Origin of the sequence: Lysinibacillus fusiformis (genome assembly GCF_002845985.1) — a bacterium.
Taxonomy (GTDB): Bacteria; Bacillota; Bacilli; order Bacillales_A; family Planococcaceae; genus Lysinibacillus; species Lysinibacillus fusiformis_D.
Window position 1 is genome coordinate 456,328 of the sequence record NZ_PDFK01000002.1, and the last position, 22,114, is coordinate 478,441.

General features: G+C 38.0%; 20 protein-coding genes. All 20 read right to left on the reverse strand.

Annotated elements, in window-relative coordinates; genetic code table 11:
• Window positions 1-164: 164 nt before the first annotated feature.
• The 20 genes from thrS to citZ all read right to left on the reverse strand — a co-directional run bounded on the left by thrS (window position 165) and on the right by citZ (window position 21,889).
• Window positions 165-2,096 carry a threonine--tRNA ligase gene (gene thrS, locus CRI88_RS08235; protein ID WP_036118963.1) on the reverse strand — a complete coding sequence of 644 codons (1,932 nt, stop codon included), beginning with the start codon at window positions 2,094-2,096 and terminating at the stop codon, window positions 165-167.
• A 502-nt stretch (window positions 2,097-2,598) separates the two neighbouring features.
• A complete protein-coding gene (gene dnaI / locus CRI88_RS08240) occupies window positions 2,599-3,528 on the reverse strand; it encodes a primosomal protein DnaI (protein WP_255358782.1) in 930 nt (309 codons plus the stop codon).
• 27 nt (window positions 3,529-3,555) lie between these two features.
• Entirely contained in the window at window positions 3,556-4,920 is a 1,365-nt protein-coding gene (locus CRI88_RS08245) for a replication initiation and membrane attachment family protein (protein ID WP_036118960.1), read from the reverse strand.
• Between the two features lie 16 nt (window positions 4,921-4,936).
• Window positions 4,937-5,407: a transcriptional regulator NrdR gene (nrdR, locus tag CRI88_RS08250; RefSeq protein WP_036118958.1), complete on the reverse strand. Its 471-nt coding sequence runs from the start codon at window positions 5,405-5,407 to the stop codon at window positions 4,937-4,939.
• Between the two features lie 188 nt (window positions 5,408-5,595).
• The gene (locus tag CRI88_RS08255) at window positions 5,596-6,618 is read right to left on the reverse strand and encodes a glyceraldehyde-3-phosphate dehydrogenase (RefSeq protein WP_036118955.1); all 1,023 of its coding nucleotides are present in this window, start codon (window positions 6,616-6,618) and stop codon (window positions 5,596-5,598) included.
• A 204-nt stretch (window positions 6,619-6,822) separates the two neighbouring features.
• A complete protein-coding gene (coaE, locus tag CRI88_RS08260; RefSeq protein ID WP_036118953.1) occupies window positions 6,823-7,416 on the reverse strand; it encodes a dephospho-CoA kinase in 594 nt (197 codons plus the stop codon).
• Window positions 7,417-7,429: 13 nt separating this feature from the next.
• Entirely contained in the window at window positions 7,430-8,302 is an 873-nt protein-coding gene (mutM, locus tag CRI88_RS08265; protein ID WP_058843381.1) for a bifunctional DNA-formamidopyrimidine glycosylase/DNA-(apurinic or apyrimidinic site) lyase, read from the reverse strand.
• Between the two features lie 12 nt (window positions 8,303-8,314).
• Complete coding sequence (polA, locus tag CRI88_RS08270; RefSeq protein ID WP_036118950.1) at window positions 8,315-10,942, reverse strand: DNA polymerase I; 2,628 nt, start codon at window positions 10,940-10,942, stop codon at window positions 8,315-8,317.
• Entirely contained in the window at window positions 10,939-11,145 is a 207-nt protein-coding gene (locus tag CRI88_RS08275; protein WP_139149532.1) for a hypothetical protein, read from the reverse strand. The genes polA and CRI88_RS08275 overlap by 4 nt, the downstream gene beginning before the upstream one ends.
• Window positions 11,146-11,228: 83 nt before the next feature.
• A complete protein-coding gene (locus tag CRI88_RS08280; protein ID WP_036118946.1) occupies window positions 11,229-11,645 on the reverse strand; it encodes a hypothetical protein in 417 nt (138 codons plus the stop codon).
• A 183-nt stretch (window positions 11,646-11,828) separates the two neighbouring features.
• A complete protein-coding gene (hflC, locus tag CRI88_RS08285; protein ID WP_058843382.1) occupies window positions 11,829-12,839 on the reverse strand; it encodes a protease modulator HflC in 1,011 nt (336 codons plus the stop codon).
• Window positions 12,839-13,801: an FtsH protease activity modulator HflK gene (hflK, locus tag CRI88_RS08290; protein ID WP_036118942.1), complete on the reverse strand. Its 963-nt coding sequence runs from the start codon at window positions 13,799-13,801 to the stop codon at window positions 12,839-12,841. Before hflK ends, hflC begins: the two co-directional genes overlap by 1 nt.
• Before the next feature lie 139 nt (window positions 13,802-13,940).
• On the reverse strand, window positions 13,941-14,654 hold the full coding sequence (locus tag CRI88_RS08295) for an LrgB family protein (RefSeq protein WP_058843383.1): 714 nt from the start codon (window positions 14,652-14,654) through the stop codon (window positions 13,941-13,943).
• Complete coding sequence (locus tag CRI88_RS08300; RefSeq protein WP_036118937.1) at window positions 14,651-15,019, reverse strand: CidA/LrgA family holin-like protein; 369 nt, start codon at window positions 15,017-15,019, stop codon at window positions 14,651-14,653. The genes CRI88_RS08295 and CRI88_RS08300 overlap by 4 nt, the downstream gene beginning before the upstream one ends.
• Window positions 15,020-15,385: 366 nt before the next feature.
• Window positions 15,386-16,921 carry a two-component system histidine kinase PnpS gene (gene pnpS / locus CRI88_RS08305; protein WP_036118935.1) on the reverse strand — a complete coding sequence of 512 codons (1,536 nt, stop codon included), beginning with the start codon at window positions 16,919-16,921 and terminating at the stop codon, window positions 15,386-15,388.
• The gene (locus CRI88_RS08310; RefSeq protein ID WP_036118933.1) at window positions 16,918-17,634 is read right to left on the reverse strand and encodes a response regulator transcription factor; all 717 of its coding nucleotides are present in this window, start codon (window positions 17,632-17,634) and stop codon (window positions 16,918-16,920) included. Before CRI88_RS08310 ends, pnpS begins: the two co-directional genes overlap by 4 nt.
• A 52-nt stretch (window positions 17,635-17,686) precedes the next feature.
• Window positions 17,687-18,127, reverse strand: a complete 441-nt coding sequence (locus CRI88_RS08315; protein WP_036118931.1) for a MaoC/PaaZ C-terminal domain-containing protein — start codon at window positions 18,125-18,127, stop codon at window positions 17,687-17,689.
• A 186-nt stretch (window positions 18,128-18,313) separates the two neighbouring features.
• Window positions 18,314-19,252, reverse strand: coding sequence for a malate dehydrogenase (gene mdh, locus CRI88_RS08320; protein ID WP_036118928.1), 939 nt, complete (start codon window positions 19,250-19,252; stop codon window positions 18,314-18,316).
• Window positions 19,253-19,431: 179 nt separating this feature from the next.
• On the reverse strand, window positions 19,432-20,694 hold the full coding sequence (gene icd / locus CRI88_RS08325) for an NADP-dependent isocitrate dehydrogenase (protein WP_036118927.1): 1,263 nt from the start codon (window positions 20,692-20,694) through the stop codon (window positions 19,432-19,434).
• 79 nt (window positions 20,695-20,773) lie between these two features.
• Complete coding sequence (gene citZ, locus CRI88_RS08330) at window positions 20,774-21,889, reverse strand: citrate synthase (protein WP_036118926.1); 1,116 nt, start codon at window positions 21,887-21,889, stop codon at window positions 20,774-20,776.
• Between the last annotated feature and the right edge of the window lie 225 nt (window positions 21,890-22,114).

Below are 22,114 nucleotides of genomic sequence, written 5' to 3' on the forward strand. Positions count from 1 at the left end.
TTGTATTCATTAACCTTAACTATATTAGCATGTATATGATAAGCTGTCAAATGTTTATTTTCTTATCACTACTAGCTTAGCCTAAATGCAAATGTTCTATACAAAAACAAGATTCATTTTACACAGAAACCCTCACTTTGGCAAGCGTACTTTATTATGAAAGCTTATTTTGTAATTTCGGCTTTTATAGTTGCTAGGAAATCCTCAAAGCTAATTGTTTCTGAATCTTTTGAGCCATAGCGTCGAACATTTACGCCATTCGCCTCTACTTCCTTGTCACCAATTACTAGCATATACGGAATCTTTTTCATTTGTGCTTCACGGATTTTATAGCCTAATTTCTCTTCACGATCATCCATTTCCACACGTAAGCCAGCTGCTGTTAATTGCTCTTCAATTTGTTTTGCATAGTCGAAGTGGGCTTCATTCGATACTGGAATAACTTCTACTTGTACTGGTGCTAACCAAGTTGGGAATGCCCCTTTGTATTCTTCAATTAAGAAGGCAACGAAACGTTCCATTGTTGATACAACTCCACGGTGAATAACAACTGGACGATGTGGTTTTCCATCTTCCCCAACATACGTTAAGTCAAATCGCTCTGGTAATAAGAAGTCTAATTGAACTGTAGATAAAGTTTCTTCTTTACCAATCGCTGTTTTTACTTGAACGTCAAGTTTAGGACCATAGAATGCCGCTTCACCTTCTGCTTCGAAGTAATCTAAGCCAAGCTCATCCATTGCTTCTTTTAACATGCTTTGTGCTCTTTCCCACATTGCATCATCATCGAAGTATTTTTCAGTATCTGCTGGGTCGCGATAAGATAAACGGAATGAGTAATCATTTAAATCGAAATCTTTATAAACCTCTAAAATTAACTGTACTACTTTTTGGAACTCCGCTTTAATTTGATCTGGACGAACAAAAATATGTGCATCGTTTAAAGTCATTCCTCGTACACGTTGTAAACCTGAAACCGCTCCTGACATTTCATAACGGTGCATTGTACCAAGCTCTGCAATACGTAATGGTAGGTTACGATAAGAATGCATGCTGTTTTTGTATACCATCATATGGTGAGGACAGTTCATCGGACGCATAATTAATGTCTCGTTATCCATCTCCATTGGTGGGAAAATAGAATCTTGGTAATGATCCCAGTGACCCGAAGTTTGATAAAGCTCTTTCGAACCTAATACAGGTGTATAAACATGTTTATAACCTAGTGATAATTCTTTATCGACAATATAACGTTCAATAACACGACGAATTGTTGCACCATTTGGTAACCAAAGTGGTAAACCTTGACCTACTTTTTGAGAAGTTGTAAATAGTTCTAACTCTTTCCCGATTTTACGGTGATCACGTTCTTTTGCTTCTTCTAGCATTTGTAGGTGATGTTTTAATTCTTCTTTTTTGAAGAACGCTGTACCATAAATACGTTGTAGCATTTTGTTATCAGAGTTCCCTCTCCAATATGCACCTGCTAATGATAACAGCTTGAATTCACGTAGTTTCCCAGTTGATGGTACGTGAATACCACGGCAAAGATCGAAAAACTCGCCTTGATAATAAATAGATACTTGCTCATCTGCTGGAATGGCCTCAAGTAATTCTAATTTGTATTCATCGCCAATCTCCTCATAGATTGCTTGTGCTTCGGCACGGCTTACATTTTTACGTTCTACCTCTAGGTTTTCAGCAATAATTTTTTTCATTTCTTTTTCAATTGTTGGCAAATCTTCAGCAGTAATTGGTGTTGGTGAGTCAATATCATAGTAGAAACCACCTTCAATGACTGGGCCAATACCAAGCTTCACATCTGGGAATAGACGTTTAATAGCTTGTGCTGTTAAATGGGCAGTAGAGTGACGTAAAATTTCAAGTGCTTCCACATCATCTTGTGTAATAATCGCAATTGTTGCATCCTCTTCAATTGGTGCTTTTAAATCTACTAACACACCATTGATTTTACCGGCATAAGCTTTTTTACGTAAGCCAGGGCTAATAGATAATGCTACATCATCAGTTGATGTACCTTTTGCAAATTCCTTTACAGCGCCATCTGGGAAAGTTAATTTAATCATTTCTGACATATTCTTTGCACTCCTTCATTTTGTTGAATACATAATGCTTGATGATTAGCTTGAGTCATTGTTTGTGTGACTTCGGCTTGAATTGAGCGGGGTCCTACTCGGTTAGAGTGGAGACATTACTTTCATGAGCTACTTCTTTCCTTTTATGAGCGGAGCCACCATTTCACACAACGATTTCAATGAAATCTGAGACAAATAAAAAAGCCCCGTCCCTACGAAAGGGACGAAGCGTATGCTCGTGGTTCCACCCTTCTTCCTTCCGACTTATCCAAAGTCAGACGAAGCTCAAGGCTAGCTAACGGGCTAGGGACCGGCGAAAGATTATCCCTTTCGCTGCTCAGTAGGTAGTAAATGATGTGCTCACACTAGGAAGTTTTCAGCCAATGACTTCCCTCTCTATAAGCCGATACACAAAATTCATGTCCTCATCAATGCATATTGATATTAAGTATATGAGTCAGTATACGCTCGATTGTCGAAAAATGCAACTATCAATGCCATGTTACATTCTACGATTATTACCTCGCATTTCAATGGGCTCAGTCAAGGCTTTTATTCGTTCCATAATACGTCCTGCCTTTACAACCTCGATATCACCTTTTTGTGACTGTGCTAAATGATGCTCTAATTCATCGTAATTAAAATTAGATGTAATAAACGTTGGCAATTGCTCTGCCATACGATAATGGAAAATAGTTCCTAATATTTCATCTCGTGTCCAAGCCGTCATCGTTTCTGCGCCTAAATCATCTAGCATTAAAACAGGAGCTTTTTTTATATAATCAATTTTCTCGTTCAAGGTATTGTCGCCAATGGCGTTTTTCATTTCTCGTAAAAACTCTGGAACAAAAACCACAACAGAGCGAATTTTAGTGGACGCTAATTCATTAGCTAGTGCTCCAAGTACAAAAGATTTCCCTACACCAAATTTACCGTATAAGTAAAAACCTTTTGAAGGTAATTGACCTGTTTCTTTTGTCATTTTTACAAATTGAGCTGCCTTTTGTGCAATTGTCACACGTGATTCATCATCAATACTTAAATCTTGAATAGTTGCTTGAAGCACGTCTTTTGGCATGTGCATACTGGCAATCATATTCGCAACATCTCGACGTTCTTCTTCTCTGATTTTTTGCTCACAGCGTACATAGTCCATTTCAATAGAATTCCGTACTACCCTTAATGTAGGAAGGAAGCCTTTTAAATAGTTTGTACAATGTTCCGTATTGTCACAGCCACAGCACTCAGTAGATTGACTAATAAACTCATGAAGCTTAGGTAAATTTCGCTCTATATTGTCATAGTTTAATTCATCTGCATGCTGAGCTAAGAATTCCTGCACACGTGGATGTTCTAAAATTTCACGTCGCATTGCTTCATAGCGTTCTTGAAACGAGGGTACATTAATTGCTCGTTTTAATGGTCCATTTATAGGTTCGATAGTTGTTCACCTTCTTTACTATTCACTTTTTCCTAGCATCTCTAATATTTTCTGTCGCTCTTTTTCAAAATCTATTGTGCTAGAAGTAGATTCCTCTTGTTTTTCATTCCGTTTATAGAACCATTCAGGCACTTTTTCTTCACGTTGCTGTCCTGAACGTCTTTTGTTTTGCTGATTCGTTTTACTTGTAGTCTGTGGCTTATTTTTCCAAGCCGTATATTTATCATGCTCTTGACGTGCAAGCTCCATAGCTTCCTTGGCTGTTTGAACATTTTTACGTACCCAGTGATCCGCAATCGTTTCCACATATTTTTTTGGCAGCTTCATATCTGTCGTTAGCATAACGTATTCTAACAAAGCATTGACCACTCCAATAGGCATACCATGCTGAACGATTAAATTTTCCGCTAGCTGGACAGAAGTTTGCAAAGGCTCTTTTCCATTATTAATATCACGTAACACTTGTACAGGTGCTGTCGTTTCTAAATAGTGTTGGAGCTCTTGATCCTTCGTTTTTTGCCCTGCTTCTGCTGCTGGTAATGGTTCAGTTACCCGTGCTAATTTTGGCGGCTCCTTTGACACGGTTAATTTATAAAAATCGGCAGCAGCCTTACGTAAACGTTCCTGGGAAATTCCTAAATCATCATCCAAAGCAAGAATCACAACTTTTTGCATATCAAGGGCCGTTAAATGATATAAAAACGCCAGTTTTGCTATCGCTTCACGTACTTCTAATGTCAGCAAATTGGAAGGTACCAATTGCTCTGACAAACCTGCTTGTAATAGCTCAAAATCAAATTGCTCCAAATAAAAAGGATATACTTTCGGTTGTTTATCCTTATGACTCGTATCTACTTGTATATCTGCTGGAATATTAGCGTGAACAGGCTTAAAGACATCAATAAAGGCACGGGACACATCCTTAAGCTCCGTATCCTTTATTGGTGACATAAAGCGCTGACGTAAATTTCGATAGGCCTGTTCGCCAATTTTGCTAAACAAAAACATCGACAGCAACGGGTCTTTCATAAAGCTATCTGCATCTAGTGGGCGCTGTAGCTCATATAAAAAACTACGCTCACCAGCATTTTCCTTTTTCCATGTACGCAGCAAACCAATTGCCTCTAGTGCAATACGAGCTTCAAACACTTTACCAATGGGCAATCCAAGCACATTCATTAAATAATAATGTGTCATTTGTTGTTTTGGCATTTGCTCTGCTTCCGCCCATAATGTTAAATAAAGGCTGATTGGCTCTGAACCCGTTAATGGTTGATAAAATAATGTAACTAATTGACGCTCCTGTGTAGAAAATGCATGAGGTAGACGAATGTCGAAAGGATCGCCAGGCTGCAATTCCTTATATAAATGAATCAACGTCATTCATCCTCTCTGTTTGCTATAATTTCTTCTCCGTCTGACGTTGAATAATGTCCTTTATTTCCTCAATAAAGACATTGATATCTTTAAACTGACGGTAAACCGATGCAAAACGCACATAAGCGACCTCATCGATTTTGGCTAGGCGGTCCATTACCATTTCACCAACATCTTCTGAACGTACTTCTGAATTTCCAATACGGCGAAGATCCTTTTCAATTGACAGGACAAGCTCCTCCAGTACATCAAGCGCCACTGGACGTTTTTCACAAGCACGAATAAGCCCACGAAGTACCTTCTCACGGCTAAACTCCTCTCGTGAACCTTCCTTTTTCACTACAACTAATGGTGTTTCTTCAATCTTTTCAAACGTTGTAAAACGGAAGCCACATGACTCACATTCACGACGTCTACGAATTTCTTTGTTATCATCTACTGGCCTCGAATCCACAACACGCGTTCCGTTAAATTGGCAAGATGGACATCTCATATAATTACTCTCCTGATTTACAACATTTTAATATTTCTATTATAACAAATTTCCTACATGTAAGAAAAGTGCATTCATGTTTGTGTGCTCATGATAAACCTAAAGAACCTAAAGCACAAGGAAAGTTTCTCCAAAAAAAGAGCACATTGAAACCATGTCGATTTCAATGTGCTCTCTATAAAAAATTATTACGCGTTTACTGTCTCTAAAGCATTCGCCACTTTTTTCACAAGGTCTACAACACGTGCAGAGTAGCCCCACTCGTTGTCATACCAAGCAAGTACTTTCACTTTGCGATTGCCTAAAACCATTGTAGAAAGTCCATCAACTGTTGAAGAGTAAGTAGTTGTATTGTAATCAGCAGATACTAATGGTTCTACTGAGAAGTTGAGAATGCCCTTCATTGGCCCCTCTGTTGCAGCTTTTACGAATGCTGCATTGACAGAGTCAACTGTGACATCCGTATTTAAATCTACTACAAGGTCTACTAAAGATACGTTTGGTGTAGGAACGCGAAGTGCCATACCATGAATTTTACCTTCTAATTCAGGTAAAACTAATTTCAATGCTTTTGCAGCACCTGTAGATGTTGGAATAATAGATTGTGCGCAGCCGCGTGCACGACGTAAATCTTTATGTGGATTGTCTAAGTTCTTTTGGTCGTTTGTATATGCATGAACCGTTGTCATTAAGCCATTTTCAATGCCAAATGTGTCATTCAATACTTTTGCAACTGGCGCTAAGCAGTTTGTTGTACAAGAAGCATTTGAAATAACATCATGTTTCGCAATATCGAGTTTGTCATCATTTACACCTAAAACAATTGTGACATCTTCGTTTTTACCAGGTGCTGTTAGGATTACTTTTTTTGCCCCAGCCTCTAAATGCATAGCTGCTTTATCACGCTCATTAAATTTACCAGTAGCTTCAATAACAATATCTACACCCATTTCAGCCCAAGGTAATTTTAATGGATCACGTTCACTAATAATTTGAACACGTTTACCATTTACAACTAAAGCATCGCCTGCTGGTTCTACCGTACCCTCAAATGTTCCGTGATTTGTGTCATACTTAATCAAATGTGCTAACGTTTCTGCTGGATAGCTTGCATTAATTGCAACGATGTTTAAACCTTGTTGTACGATAGCCTGGCGGAAAACCATACGTCCGATACGCCCGAAACCATTAATAGCAATTGATACTGTCATTTATAATATCCTCCCGTGAGTACAAACTCAAATTAATTAATTATATACTTTATGGTGATTAGTATAACACAATTTTAAAAAAGATGAACATTATATATTGAGAATATAAAAGTTCTTATTTTCTGAAAAATTATTCTTTATTATGGCATTTTCCCATAAAAAAATGCGCAGCAAGATTGGCTTGCTACGCACCTGATTGACCAATTAAATAACACTCCAATAGCGCAGGATTTTTATTAATTGTTCCTCTGTGTTTTCTATATTCTCATTATTGTAAATGACCGCATGTGCACCTTTTTCTTTGACAGACATCGGTAGCTGCGAGTGCATACGCGCCAATGCATCCTCTTTCGATAAATGATTGCGTTCCATTAAGCGACGGAGCTGAACTTCTTCACTGACTGATACCACAATGATACGCTCTACAAAATGCTGCAGCTTACTTTCAAATAACAATGGAATGTCCATTACCACATGCTCATGTCCTGCCTCTAAATAGGCATCGCGCTGACGTAGCATTTCTTTGCGAATAGCTGGATGCATAATATCATTTAATATTTTGCGCTTAGCAGGCTCATGGAAAATGATATCCCCAAGCATTGTTCGATTTAAATGGCCATCCTCAAGCAAAATGGCTTGTCCAAAGCTTTCAGCAATGAATGCTAAAGTCTCTGTTCCTGGTTCTACAACATCTCGTGCTACAACATCTGCATCGACAATCGGTAACCCCAGTTCGATCATCATTTTTGCTACTGTACTTTTTCCGCTTGCAATACTCCCTGTAAGTCCGATAATCATCGTTAAATCCCCTTTAATGTTGACAATTTGGGCAATAAACTGAGGTACGCCCACCAATCGTCATTTGACTTGTTGCCGTTTCACATACTGGACATAGCTTTTTCCCATACATTTGCAGTCGATTTTGCATACTCCCAGCTTCCCCATTAATGTTTCGATAGTCAGATATTGTTGAACCGCCTGCTTCAATGCTTTGACGTAGGACAGTAACAATTTCCTTGAATAATGCCCGCTTCCGCTTTTCACTGATGCGGTTCATTTTGCGTGCTGGGTGAATTTTCTGAGCAAACAATGCCTCTGTAGCATAAATATTGCCACAGCCCGATATAACTTGCCCATCCATAATCACTTCTTTTACCGCCTTATTTTCATATTTCGGTAATTTAGATTTTGCTATAAAAAAGTCACATGCATGCTCATCAAATGGCTCTGGGGCCATTTTTGTTAATGGCGCATGATCTTCAATTTTTGTTAGAAAGCGAAGTTCGCCAAAGCGGCGAATATCCGAATAAATCAAGTATCCTCCATCAGCCATTTTAAATGTGGCATGAATATGCTTTTGGAATTTTGCCTCATGGATTTCTTCTGGTGAATTGACAACAAACCAGGCACCTGTCATGCCTAAATGACTGACAAGGACATATGGAACATCATCCCTCAGCAAATGAAAGAAAATGTATTTCGCTCGGCGTTCAATTTTGGTAATGGTCATCTGGGACATCGTTATTTCAAAAGCATCAGGCTCTGCTTGTTTTACAATACATTGTTTCCCTTCACTAAAAGAGAAATGTACTCTTTCAGATAGTTGAACCTGTTGAATGGTGCGTCCTTCAATCTTTGGTTTCAATGCCTGGACGACACCTTCCACCTCTGGTAATTCAGGCATTTGAATCCCTCCTTATTTTGCCTCGTACCATGTCGAGCCATGGTTAAAATCTACTTTGAGCGGTACTGAAAGCTCAATAGCATTTTCCATTACCTCTGGTACAATTTTTTCTAGCAATGCAATTTCTTCCTGAGGTGCTTCAAAGATCAATTCATCATGCACTTGAAGAAGTAGCTTTGCCTGCATTTTTTCTTTTTTCAATCGAGCATCCATATCGATCATCGCTTTTTTTATAATATCCGCAGCACTTCCCTGAATCGGCGTATTCATCGCAGTACGCTCTGCAAAGCTTCTCAAATTAAAGTTGGAGCTTGTAATGTCTGGTAAATAGCGACGTCTATTTAAAATCGTTGTGACATAACCATTAAATTTCGCATTTTGCACAATATCATCCATATACTGTTTCACACCTGGGAAACTTGCGAAATACTTTTCAATAAACGTGGCCGCTTCCTTACGTGTAATATCTAAGTTTTGTGAAAGGCCATAATCACTAATACCATAGACAATACCAAAGTTAACAGCCTTCGCTGCACGACGCATATTGCTATCAACCTCTTCTTCGGCTACATGGAATACATCCATAGCAGTACGTGTATGAACATCCATCCCTTCACGGAAGGCCTCTACAAGGTTTTTATCTTCCGACATATGTGCAAGCACTCGCAATTCAATTTGTGAGTAGTCAGCAGAAAACAGAATCCACCCCTCTTTTGATGGGACAAATGCTTGACGGATTTTGCGACCCTCTTCTAAACGAATCGGGATATTCTGCAAATTTGGATCAGTGGAGCTTAAACGCCCTGTCGCCGTTAATGCTTGTTGGAAGCGTGTATGGACCTTGCTATCTGATTCATGGATTTCCTTTAATAAGCCTTCAATATATGTGGATTGTAATTTTCCAAGCTGGCGATACAACAGAATATGTTTGATGATAGCATGCTCTGACTGTAATTTTTCCAGTACATCAGCCGCTGTTGAATAGCCCGTTTTGGTCTTTTTAATGACAGGTAACCCTAGCTTATCGAATAAAATAACACCTAATTGTTTAGGGGAATTAATATTAAAGGTTTCTCCAGCTTCCGCATAAATTTCTTGCTCAATCACTATCAGCTTATCATTAAGCTCTTGACCCATTTTCTCTAACGTAGCACGGTTAACAGTAATCCCTTCACTTTCCATCTCGCCCAAAATCCCTGCCAATGGTAGCTCTAGGTTTTTATAAAGTTCAAATTGTTCATTCTCTTTTAATAAGGTTGCTAACTTTGGCTGTAATGACCACACAGCAAAGGCTTTACGGCTAACATGCTGTGCAAGTTGATCCATGTCAGGAATTGCACGCTTAGCTCCCTTTCCATAAACCGTCTCATCTGCTTGAACATCATAGTAACCTAATTCCTTCGCAAGTGTTGCTACATCATCCCCGCTTAATCCAGGATTATTAATATAAGAGGCTAGTAGCAGATCAAAGTCAACGCCTGCCAATTGAATACCTACTCGCTTTAATGCCGCTTGAGCTGCCTTTGAATCGGACATATACTTTATTTTTGTGGCATCTTCTAGCCAGCGACGGAGCGCATCCGATTTTGCTGCAATATCAAATGGAATATATTGCGTCTTTGTTCCATCTGACAACGCAATTCCTAGTAGCTGACAAGTGTGATAATGCTCATTTTCCAGTTCAACATGGACAGCCATTACATCTAGTAAATCCTCTGGTTGCACTTCTTCGGCTAGTACATAATCGAAAGGTGCTTGCTCTTCTTCCTGCATTGTAAAATCACTTTTATCAAGGAGTGATTTAAAGCCAAGCTCACGCCAGACATTGATTAATTCTTCTTCATTTGGTCCGTTATAGGCGAGGTCAGCAAGTGAAATCGTAATAGGGGCTTCTGTATAGATCGTTGCCAGCTTCTTACTCATGATAGCCTGCTCTTCATTAGCCACCAGCTTTTCCTTCATTTTAGAAGCTTTCAATGTATCCATCGCCTCATAAAGTGCCTCAACGGAGCCATGCTCTTTCAATAATTTAACAGCGGTCTTTTCACCAACACCTGGCACACCAGGAATATTATCGGAGGCATCCCCCATTAAACCTTTCATATCGATAATTTGTAGCGGTGATAAACCGTATTTTTCTGCAATAAAGGCAGGTGTATTTTTCTCAATTTCTGTTATGCCTTTTTTCGTAATATAAACGGTTACTTGCTCTGTCGCCAGCTGCGTTAAATCGCGGTCTCCCGTTACGATGATGACATCCATATCTTGTGACGAAGCCTCTTTAGCAAGAGTCCCAATAATATCATCCGCTTCATATAATTCTTGCTCATATTGCTTAATACCATAGGCATCTATAAGCTTTCGTAAATAAGGGAACTGCTCTGATAGTTCTGGTGGTGTCTTTTGTCGCCCACCTTTATATTCCGTGAAAGTTTCATGGCGAAACGTAGTTTTTCCTGCATCAAAGGCCACCAATATTTTCGTTGGCTGTTCTTCCTCTAATATTCTTTGTAGCATTGTTGTAAAGCCGTATACAGCATTAGTATGAATACCACTATCATTCGTTAACAATGGCAACGCAAAAAACGCGCGATACGCTAAACTATTACCGTCCAATAATAGTAATTTTTCTTTGGTCATGATTTTATCCTCCTGCGTTGTCTTCTACTTCCCTCTACTTTATCATAACAATGCATTTCAAGTAAAAAAAGCAGACGGTCATCCGCAAGATTATCCGCTACTTTCGAGGTGCTAACCGTCACTTTCGGCACGCTATCCATCACATTTGTGGTTTTATCCATCACTTCTGCATCTCGATCCATAGCAAAAAGCCAACCGCTCAATGCGATTGGCTTTATTAATACATCATCAAACCGTTAAAAGGTTATAATCTGGGTCCATCTGAAATTTCAATATTCGATAGCTGTTATTGATTGGATGTACGATAAAAAATTTCTTCATATATGACGGTTAATATAAATGCATTCATAAAGGCAATCACTAGAAATAATGGCATACCACCTAATTGTGGCTGTGTCAACTCTTGACTAAATACCATTACCATACTGATTTGTGCCAAAAAGAAAATAAAGCCGATCCCTACTTGCCAAATAGGACGCTGAATCTTACGTTTTTCATACCAAAACAATTTTTTAAACAAATTTCTTACATCCGCTGCAATAATAATACTCATTAAAAAGATACAAACAAAAAAGACTGGTATATGATAAACACTTTTCGTCACCCAGGAAAATTCAGATAGGCGAAAGAAGAGTGTCAATAACGATGCTATACTACAAGCGATCCCTAAATTTTGGAGCCATGTGCTAATTTTTAATTTCAAAGCTCTTACCCCCAACTATTCATTTTAAACATTTTCATTCTATCAAATTATAGTAGATTGGGGAATATAAAATTATAAATTTCTATTATTTTCATAAAATAACAATCCAAATAAATAGATAATTATAATTTTGTAGCAATAAAAAAGACGCCTCTTTCATAAGAGACGACTTTAATTGACTGTTTATTTTATATAACCAGACAAAATATTGGCATATGGTGAAGTAGAAGGTAAAATGATGACCGTATCTTCTCCAACCGTTTTCTTATATGATTCTAGCGTGCGGTATAAGGAATAAAATTCAGGATCTTGAGAGAATGATTTATTATAAATTTTTGCAGCTTCTGCTTCACCTTCAGCTTGAATAATGGCAGCTTCTTTATTGGCTGTAGCTAGCATTTCTTGTACTTCTTGATCTGTTTTGGCTTCAATACGACGTTTCTGAGCATCTCCCTCAGAAAGATATTTTTGGGCAATGGATTCACGATCTGAAATCATATTCGTAAAAACAGATTGCTCATTTTCAGTTGGCAAATCAATGCGACGAATACGTACATCTACTACTTCAATGCCGTATTTATCGTTTGAAAGCAGTTCATTAACACGTTCAGTCACCGTATCATTAATGCTGCCTCTCGAAGAATCCTCATCATTAATTATTTGATTATAATCAATTCGTCCAAGCTCAGATCGAATAACAGAATAAATAAATTCTTCCATTCGTGATTCCACTTTTTCAATCGTCCCAGCATTAGAAATTAATAATTTTGGATCTGTAATACGCCATACAGCATAATTATCGATAATTATTCGCTTCTTATCCTTTGTATTAATCTCTTCTTCTGAAATTTCATATGTCATTTGGTTTTTTGGTAACTTAGTGACACTTTGAATAAATGGAATTTTCATATTTAAACCGGGTTCGCGCTCGAACTTAACAACCTCTCCAAACTGTCGAACAACTGCATATTCCGATTCCTTCACTATATAAATATTCGTTAATAAAATAATCACTAGAGCAAATATAGCTGTTAATGTTACAGCTAAAGAGATATACTTCTTTGGATTATTAGGACCTTTTTTTGACATTTTCACTACATTGTCCCCTGAGTCGCCTTCTGATGGAGCAGCTTTTTTACTTTTGCCCGATAAAAAATTGAGGAATTTGTCAAGATCCTTATTTTTTTGGTCCATTAGTTACCGCTCCCTTCTTTTTTCTCTGTTTGTGTCTGCTGAGGTTGTAGTGACTGTAGCGGCAAGTACTTCATCGTACTACCATCATCATTCATAATGTAAATTTGTGCTTTTGGTAAGACATTTTCTAGCGTCTCTAAAATTAAACGCTCACGTGTAATTTGTTGATTGCCTTTATACTGCTCATACATTTTATTAAAGACAGCTACATCACCTTGTGCTTGCTCAATACGAGCTGTTTTAGCACCTTTTGCCTTTGACATAATCGCATCTCGTTCACCCTGGGCTTCATTAATGCGTTGGTTTTCATATTTTTCAGCTTCATTTATTTTCGTATTTTTCATTTCACGTGCATCTGTAACAGCTGTGAATGCTGCACGCACATCTTTATTTGGCAATTCTACATCTTGTAATTTTACACCTAAAACACTAATTCCAATATCGTACTTTTCTATAAGAGATACTAATAATTGACGCGTTTTTGCTTCGATATCAGCTTTACCTTCTGTTAACGCTGCATCGATAGAAGAACTTCCGATAATAGAACGAATGGCACTCGATGTCGCGCTATGTAATATTCTTTCAGGATCTTGTGAATTAAATAGAAACTTATTAGGCTCAGTAATTTTCCATTGAACAACAAGGTCTGTTAAAACAATATTTTCATCCCCTGTAATCATCTTTGTTTCAGCATCGTAGGCCTCTAGATCTCCCTCTTTATTTTGCTTATAGCCAAATTGTAAACTAAATGTTTCTTTTGATAAAATTTCGACCGACTGCACTGGCCAAGGTAATTTAAAGTGAAGGCCTGGATTTGTAACCATATCATCGGCACGACCAAATGTAATGACAACAGCTTGTTCTGATTCATCCACCGTGTACCATGATGTAAAAACTGTAATAAGTGCAATAATACCAAATATTCCAAGTCCAACTATCATTAGTGTCCTTTTCACACTCATGTCTATTCCTCCCTTTTGCTTAGTACTATTGTTTACGGGAGACCTTAAGAAAAAGTTTCAAAATATTTTCATATAATTATTTTTACGTGACGCTTTGTAAAAACATTTCTGAAGCAAGATAAAAAAATCCTGTTACCTTTTATGGCAACAGGATATTGATAACCAGATGTTCAAATACTGGGAAAATGGTTGTAGATAATACAATGCTGATTAAGGCGGCAACGATCATTGCCAGGCTAGCAAATGTTCCTTCTAGCTCGCCAAGTTCAAATGCTTTAGAAGTACCAGTTCCATGAGCACCCATCCCAAGCATTAGGCCTCTAGATGAAGGTCTGTGGAAACGGCATATTTTAATAACGATGGGTGCCAACAAGCTCCCTAAAATACCAGTCGTCATAACAAATACGGCTGTAAGAGTAGGGGAACCTCCAATCATATTTGAAATGTCCATCGCTATAGGTGTTGTTACTGAACGTGGCACTAAGCTATGCACCAACTCATCATTCAGCCCTACCACTAGAGCCATGATAAAGGATGATACGATAGCAACTGCAGAGCCAACCGCAATACTGACGAAAATTTCGAATGCGTGTTTTTTTAATAGATTCACATTTTTATAAATCGGAATCGCAAACGCAACGGTTGCTGGCCCTAGTAAATTTGTTAAAACATTCGCTCCAGTATTATAGGTTTTATAAGGTATGCCTGTCAGCAATAAAATACCTATAATCACTAAAGGCGTCATCAGCATGGGTGATAACCATTCTTTTTTATATTTCTTATAGAACATTTTACAAATATAGAAAATAGCAATAGTTCCTAATAAGCTGATGGTAGCAATAAATAGACTCATACTGTATCACTCTTCTTTCGTTGCTCTAGCCATTGTGCTGTATAGCCCGTTACAAACATCACGACAATTGCACTTACAGCAATGACCAGCACAACCTTCATTCCTTGCACACCGAATAAGGCATGATAATCAATTACACCGATGGCAGATGGGATAAAGAATAGTAAGAGTTCACTTAGTAATACAGCTGCTCCTAATTCAATCCATTCAAGCTTGATTATATGAAACTGTAAAAGTAAAAATAATAGGACGAGCCCTATTATGCTCCCTGGAATCGGCAAGTGAAGTAGGCGTGCAATAGTATTTCCGATAAATAATAAGATGTAAAGATAGCCGATCTGCACGATACTTTTGACGATTTTCATGGTCATCCTTCTCTCATTTTTTTCTCTGCCTCAACAGTCAGAAAAACACAATTCAAAATGAAAAGAAGGTTGATTCACTGACTGTCAAAGCGATGGTTTAACAAACAATTGCCAAAAAAATTGTTGTTAAACTTTATGCTACTATACTTTACACCTATTTTTCCTCCCTGTAAAACAGAAAAAGAATGTAGTGCCTAAAAAAGACACTACATTCTTTCTGTGGTGAAAATAAAATCCTTATTAAAAAATCTCCAACTAGATAGTAGATTTTTTATGGTTATCGTCTTAACAATCATATAGGGGGTTTCTAGTAATTAGTATAGTACCCAAATATGAATATAACATGTTGTTCATGTAAAGGAATTGTTAATCTTTTGGAATCATGACAATCATTTTAGTCCCCATTCCGACTTCGCTTTCTACTTGAATACGACCATGATGGGCCTCTACAAGATGCTTCACAATCGCTAACCCTAATCCTGTTCCGCCAGAATTACGACTTCTTGCTCGATCCACACGATAAAAACGCTCAAAAACACGAGCAATTTCATGCTTTTCAATACCGATTCCTTGGTCTTCTATTTCGATAATGCCATGTGTTTCATTTTCCTTTAAACGAATGGAAACAGTCGTGTTTTCAGGAGAATATGTAATAGCATTGGTAATTAAATTCGTCACGATTTGAATAATACGGTTGGCATCCCCCATTACTTGGACATCTCGTTCGAAATCCACTTGGAAGCTCATATTTTTCTCATCTAACCGCGGTGCAGTCAGCTCTGCTCCACGGATTAAAACATCTTGTAAGCCCATCGGCATAATATTGACAGTAAAGCCATGCTGCTCAATTTTTGACAGCTCTAATAAATCTTGAATGAGCATTTGAAGTCGATTACTTTCTTTATAAATGATCTCTAAAAAGGAGATCAGCATTTTTTCATCCTTATAGGCCCCATCCAATAATGTTTCCGAAAAGCCTTTAATAGAAGTAATAGGTGTACGTAATTCATGTGATACATTAGCAACAAAGTCTTTTCGAATTTGCTCCAATCGAACAAGTTCCGTTATATCGTGCATAACGATAACAACGCCTAGCCATCGTCCATGATCCCCGATGACAGGTGCCCCGTAGACTTCTTTATTATAGAGCTCCTGCTGTATTTCCATTTTGATTTGTTGTCGATAAGGCATCTCTGTTAGAAAGACATGATCGATAAATTGCTCTAATGATTTTGGTAAACCTATTGTACGAAATACCTTTCCTTGTACATCATCAAGCTGCATATCAAAGCGCTCTAGAAATACCCGATTCACGATGGAAATATTTCCTTCACGGCCAATCATCATGAGAGAGCTTCCCATATTTTCAATTAGGGTCTTCAGTCGTTCTTCCTCTACTTCACGTATCGTCGTAATATCCTGTAAATTACGTGCTAAAATATTTATGGAATGACTGAGTGGTATCATGCGTTCATGTTCATTTTCATGGGCACGTGCACGGTAGTTTCCCTTGGCAAGCTCAAGAGCCGTTTCTGTCACGTTATCAATAGGTGCCGTAAAATTGCGAATCATATAACGGCTTACAATGGCGATTAAAATTAATGTGATGGTGAAAAGAACAGCTAGTACTAAGTAGAGTCGGGCATGCACATAGGACAACAAGGATTCCTCTTGTTTCATGCTTTGTACTGCATACAATGCTTCCTGATCTTCCTTTGATAATTCCATCTTGCGTTCATCGATTACTTGATCCATCGACGCCTGTAATTGCGTGGTTGCTTGTTCATTGTATTGCTTGATATAAACAGGAAAAAGCTGACCTATAACAATCATTAGGACAGCTAGTATCGTTCCAAGTAAAAGCATGAATGTCAAGAATAAGCGGTTGCTCATTGATTTCATGTCGTTTTCGGCTCCTCAAATTTATAACCTAGGCCTCTGATTGTTTTAATGAACATTGGCTTACGGCTATTTTCCTCGATTTTATCGCGAAGGTGGCTAATGTGTACATCCACAATTCGAGTATCGCCAGCAAAATCATATTTCCATACAGCACTTAATAGCTGATCACGTGTTAAAACTCGATTTTTATTTTCAAGTAAGTAAATAAGTAGCTCAAACTCTTTTGGTGTAAATTCCAATGCTTCGTCTTGTAAAAAAACTTCAAAACGCTCTGGAAACACTCTCAATTGTCCAAACTCATACATTTTTTCTTTAGGCTCATCCTTATCATCTACCACAACATTTTGTGTGAAACGTCTTAACACAGCCTTGACACGTGCCAATACTTCACGTGGACTAAAAGGCTTTGTCATATAATCATCTGCGCCTAGCTCAAGACCAAGAACTTTATCAAATTCGTCATCTTTTGCAGTTAACATAATGATAGGCGTATTCATACGTTGCTGTCGGATTTGTTTACATACCTCCATACCATCTAGTTTTGGAAGCATCAAATCCAAAAGAATTAAATTGGGCTGTAGGTCGATTGCTTTTTCAAGTCCTTCCTGACCATCAGCAGCCGTTTCAACGACATAGCCAGCCTGTTCTAAATTATATTTCAATAATGTTGCAATCGAAAATTCATCTTCAATAACTAAAATTGTTTTTGTCATGTATAATGCCTCCGTAAGTGATTTGAAACCCCCATTTCAAATCTCAAGACGTCTATAATATAAGCGGTGGTGTCACCAACAGCATCCCTTCAATCACAAGCTCCTTTTGCTCATTATATGAGTGTACAGATACCGTAATCGTATTGTCGTATTTATTGACTGCCGTTACCTCTAAAAGCGTATCAAATAATTCATAATGATAGAGAGGACCTAAATATTTTAAATGTTGCTCAATAATTCGCGCACCTGGCCCCGGAATATACTTGGACACAGCTGATGTAATAATTCCATTTAACATAATTGTCGGCACAATTGGTTTTTGAAAAGGTGTCATCGCCGCATAATCATGTTGAATATAAAGCGGATTACTATCGTTTGTCAGCCCTAAATACAGCAATAAATCCCTATCCTCGATTTTTTCTGTTATATGGATCTTCTCGCCAACTGTAATTTCATCAATTGTGAGACCAAGTTTACTATTTTTTTGAAGCAAAGATACGCCAACCCCTTTTCTATCATACTACATTCATAGTATCAATTTTATGCTAAAAGTACAATGAAAAGCAGAAGGACCTTAAGCTTCCTAACACTTGAACATAAAAAAACGAGCAGGAATTATCCTGCTCGTTTTCAAGTAAGCTCGAAAAAATCTGTTTAATAACGCTGATGCATTATTCATTTACACTAAAATTTTCATCACATTACGGACTGCATCTGCCGATTGGTCTAAAGCTGCCTTTTCTTTGTCCGTTAACTCAAGCTCAAAGATTTTTTCAATACCATTGGCTCCAAGTAAAGTAGGAACGCCTAAGTATAAATCATGGTAGCCATATTCACCTTCTAAATAAGCGATAGATGGCAAAATACGTTTCTGATCTTTAATAATGGCTTCAGCCATTTCAATCAGTGCCGCAGCTGGCGCATAATAGGCAGAACCATTGCCAAGTAAGTTGACAATTTCTGCTCCACCATTGCGTGTACGATCAACAATCTCTTCCAAACGTTCGGCAGAAATTAATGTTTCTAACGGAATGCCACCTGCAAATGAATAGCGTGTTAATGGCACCATTGTGTCACCATGACCACCCAATACAAAGCCAGTAATGTCTTTCACTGAAATATTGAGCTCTTGTGCTACAAATGCACAGAAACGAGCTGTATCAAGAACACCCGATTGACCGATAACACGATTTTTCGGGAAGCCAGTTTCTTTGTATACTGTATAAGTCATGGCATCAACTGGATTTGTCAGTACAAGGATTGTAGCATTTGGTGAATGCGTAGCAATTTCTTTTGAAACAGTTTTCATGACACCTTGATTGATTTGAACGAGATCATCACGACTCATACCTGGTTTACGCGCAACACCAGCAGTAATGATGACTACATCCGAATCAGCCGTATCTGCATAATTGGAAGTGCCTTGTACATAAGAATCAAACCCTTGTATTGGTGCTGCTTCCCACATATCTAGTGCCTTTCCCTTTGTTGGATTTTCTGCTTGTGGAATATCCACTAATACGACATCACCAAGTTCTTTCTGAGCTGCTAAAAATGCTGCCGTAGCGCCTGTAAAGCCGCCACCGATTACTGAGATTTTTTTACGTTTCAGAGACATTTTGAATACGCTCCTTTAAAATTAGGTTATATATTTTAAAAGAGGGAGGAGACATACATCTCACTCCCTCGTTTAAACAAGTTTATCGTAAATATTCAATTTAAATTTACTTTCACCCTAATTATATCGGCAGAATAAACTATCCGCTTTAGTGATAATTCCTATTTTAGAATAGAAAATTATAGGTTTTTGATTAACTCGTTCGCGAATTCTGAACATTTCACTTCTGTAGCGCCGTCCATTAAACGTGCGAAGTCATAAGTTACAACTTTAGAAGAAATTGTTTTCTCAACAGATTTAGTGATCATGTCAGCAGCTTCTTGCCATCCTAAGTGTTCAAGCATTAATACACCTGAAAGTAAAACTGATGATGGGTTTACTTTATCTTGGCCAGCATATTTTGGAGCTGTACCGTGAGTAGCTTCGAAGATTGCATGTCCAGTTACATAGTTGATGTTCGCGCCTGGAGCGATACCGATACCACCAACTTGTGCAGCTAGAGCATCAGAAATATAGTCACCGTTTAAGTTCATTGTAGCTACTACATCGAACTCAGTTGGACGAGTTAAAATTTGTTGTAAGAAGATATCAGCGATAGAATCTTTCACTAAGATTTTACCAGCTGCTAAAGCGTCAGCTTGCGCTTTGTTTGCTGCTTCTTCACCTTGTTCAGCTTTGATTGCATCATATTGATTCCAAGTGAATGTTTGATCAGCAAATTCTTTTTCAGCTAATTCATAACCCCATTTTTTGAATCCACCTTCAGTGAATTTCATGATGTTACCTTTATGAACTAAAGTAACAGATGGGCGTTTATGTTTAATTGCATATTCGATAGCAGAACGTACTAAACGCTCAGTACCTTCTTTAGATACAGGTTTTACACCAATACCAGAAGTTTCTGGGAAACGGATTTGGTTTACACCAAATTCAGTTTGTAGGAAGTTGATGATTTTTTGAGCTTGTTCAGAGCCAGATTCGAATTCAATACCAGCATAGATGTCTTCTGTGTTTTCGCGGAAGATAACCATGTCAACGTCTTCTGGGCGTTTAACTGGAGAAGGCACTCCATCAAAGTGACGTACTGGACGTAAGCATACATATAAGTCAAGTTGTTGACGTAATGCTACGTTTAGAGAGCGGATACCACCACCGATTGGTGTAGTAAGAGGACCTTTGATTGCAATTAAGTATTCGTTAATTTTGTCTAAAGTTTCTTGTGGTAACCATTCACCAGTTTGGTTAAATGCTTTTTCACCAGCTAAAACTTCTAACCATTCAATTTTCTTTTCACCGTTATAAGCTTTTTCTACAGCTGCGTCGATTACGCGTGATGCTGCTGCCCAGATATCTGGACCAATTCCATCACCTTCGATGAAAGGAATTACTGGATTATTTGGTACATTAAGTACGCCATTTTCAACTACAATTTTGTTTGACATTCTGTTGCCTCCTAAATTCATAATCATAGGACTGTGTTAGTGATAACACAGTCCCAAACATTCTAGCATATTTTCCAAATTAGCGCTCGCTGATTGGAATATATTTTTGCATGCCTGGTCCAACATATTCAGCACGTGGACGGATTAGGCGGTTGTTTGCATATTGCTCAAGGATGTGTGCCACCCAACCTGAAGTACGAGATACTGCGAAAATTGGTGTGAACAGGTCATGATCAATACCTAAAGAATCATACACTGACGCAGAGAAGAAATCTACGTTTGCAGGTAATTTCTTTTGTTCCACGATCATGTCATGGATTTTAACTGACATCTCATATAGCTCTGGTTTACCAGTTAGCTCAGTTAATTTTTTAGACATTACACGTAAATGTGGTGCACGAGGGTCGCCTTTACGATATACGCGGTGACCGAAGCCCATGATTTTTTCTTTGTTGTCTAATTTATTTTGAATGTAAGATTCAACATTTTCAAGTGAGCCGATTTCAGATAACATTTTCATCACTTGCTCATTTGCTCCACCATGAAGTGGTCCTTTTAATGCACCGATTGCTGCTGTTACACCTGAATAAACGTCTGATAAAGTAGCTACACATACACGTGCTGTAAATGTAGATGCGTTTAATTCATGGTCAGCATGTAATACTAATGCTTTGTCAAATGCTTCAATTTCAATAGCTGCTGGCTCTTCGCCTTTTAGCATGTATAAGAAGTTTGCAGCATATCCTAATTCAGGTTTTGGCTCAACTGGCTCTAAACCTTTACGAACACGTGCAAATGCAGTTACTGCTGTAGCAATTTTAGCTTGTAGACGAATTGCTTTACGGTAGTTTGCTTCTGGATCCATAACATCCGCTTCTTCATCGAATACACCAAGTAAAGATACTGCAGTACGCAATGCAGCCATTGGATGTACAGTTGAAAGTGGGTATGTTTTGAATTGGTCGACAATCGCTTGCGGAATTGACATATTGTCTGCCAATTGTTGTTTTAATTCAGCTAGCTCGTCCTCTTTTGGTAAACGAGTATGCCATAACAAGTAAATTACCTCTTCGAATGACGCATTTTCTGCTAAATCATCAATGTTGTAACCAACATATGTAAGTGTGTCATCGATAATTGAACTGATTTTAGATTCCGCTGCTACGATACCTTCTAAACCTTTAGTTGCTGACATAAATTATCGCTCCCTCATATTTAAACTTTGTTATAAATGCGTTTTTTTTGTTGCATTTATGGTTTTTGCTCATATGAACCATTAAGTAAATCGCTTACATTGCTATTATAATCATTTTTGACAGCTTTGTGAATGAAAATCCTCCAAATAAAGAAAAAGACGTCCGAACGACTATATATTTGTTCCAAAGAGATTTTTTTGTATATTTTGACAATCGTATTATCA

Coding starts and splice junctions, on each gene's coding strand:
- thrS (WP_036118963.1), bottom strand. CDS start 2,096: ATGTCAGAAATGATTAAATTAACTTTCCCAGATGGCGCTGTAAAGGAA.
- CRI88_RS08245 (WP_036118960.1), bottom strand. CDS start 4,920: ATGACGTTGATTCATTTATATAAGGAATTGCAGCCTGGCGATCCTTTC.
- nrdR (WP_036118958.1), bottom strand. CDS start 5,407: ATGAGATGTCCATCTTGCCAATTTAACGGAACGCGTGTTGTGGATTCG.
- CRI88_RS08255 (WP_036118955.1), bottom strand. CDS start 6,618: ATGACAGTATCAATTGCTATTAATGGTTTCGGGCGTATCGGACGTATG.
- coaE (WP_036118953.1), bottom strand. CDS start 7,416: ATGATTATCGGACTTACAGGGAGTATTGCAAGCGGAAAAAGTACAGTA.
- mutM (WP_058843381.1), bottom strand. CDS start 8,302: ATGCCTGAATTACCAGAGGTGGAAGGTGTCGTCCAGGCATTGAAACCA.
- polA (WP_036118950.1), bottom strand. CDS start 10,942: ATGACCAAAGAAAAATTACTATTATTGGACGGTAATAGTTTAGCGTAT.
- hflC (WP_058843382.1), bottom strand. CDS start 12,839: ATGGACCAAAAAAATAAGGATCTTGACAAATTCCTCAATTTTTTATCG.
- hflK (WP_036118942.1), bottom strand. CDS start 13,801: ATGAGTGTGAAAAGGACACTAATGATAGTTGGACTTGGAATATTTGGT.
- CRI88_RS08295 (WP_058843383.1), bottom strand. CDS start 14,654: ATGAGTCTATTTATTGCTACCATCAGCTTATTAGGAACTATTGCTATT.
- CRI88_RS08300 (WP_036118937.1), bottom strand. CDS start 15,019: ATGAAAATCGTCAAAAGTATCGTGCAGATCGGCTATCTTTACATCTTA.
- pnpS (WP_036118935.1), bottom strand. CDS start 16,921: ATGAAATCAATGAGCAACCGCTTATTCTTGACATTCATGCTTTTACTT.
- CRI88_RS08310 (WP_036118933.1), bottom strand. CDS start 17,634: ATGACAAAAACAATTTTAGTTATTGAAGATGAATTTTCGATTGCAACA.
- mdh (WP_036118928.1), bottom strand. CDS start 19,252: ATGTCTCTGAAACGTAAAAAAATCTCAGTAATCGGTGGCGGCTTTACA.
- icd (WP_036118927.1), bottom strand. CDS start 20,694: ATGTCAAACAAAATTGTAGTTGAAAATGGCGTACTTAATGTACCAAAT.
- citZ (WP_036118926.1), bottom strand. CDS start 21,889: ATGTCAGCAACTAAAGGTTTAGAAGGTATCGTAGCAGCGGAATCTAAA.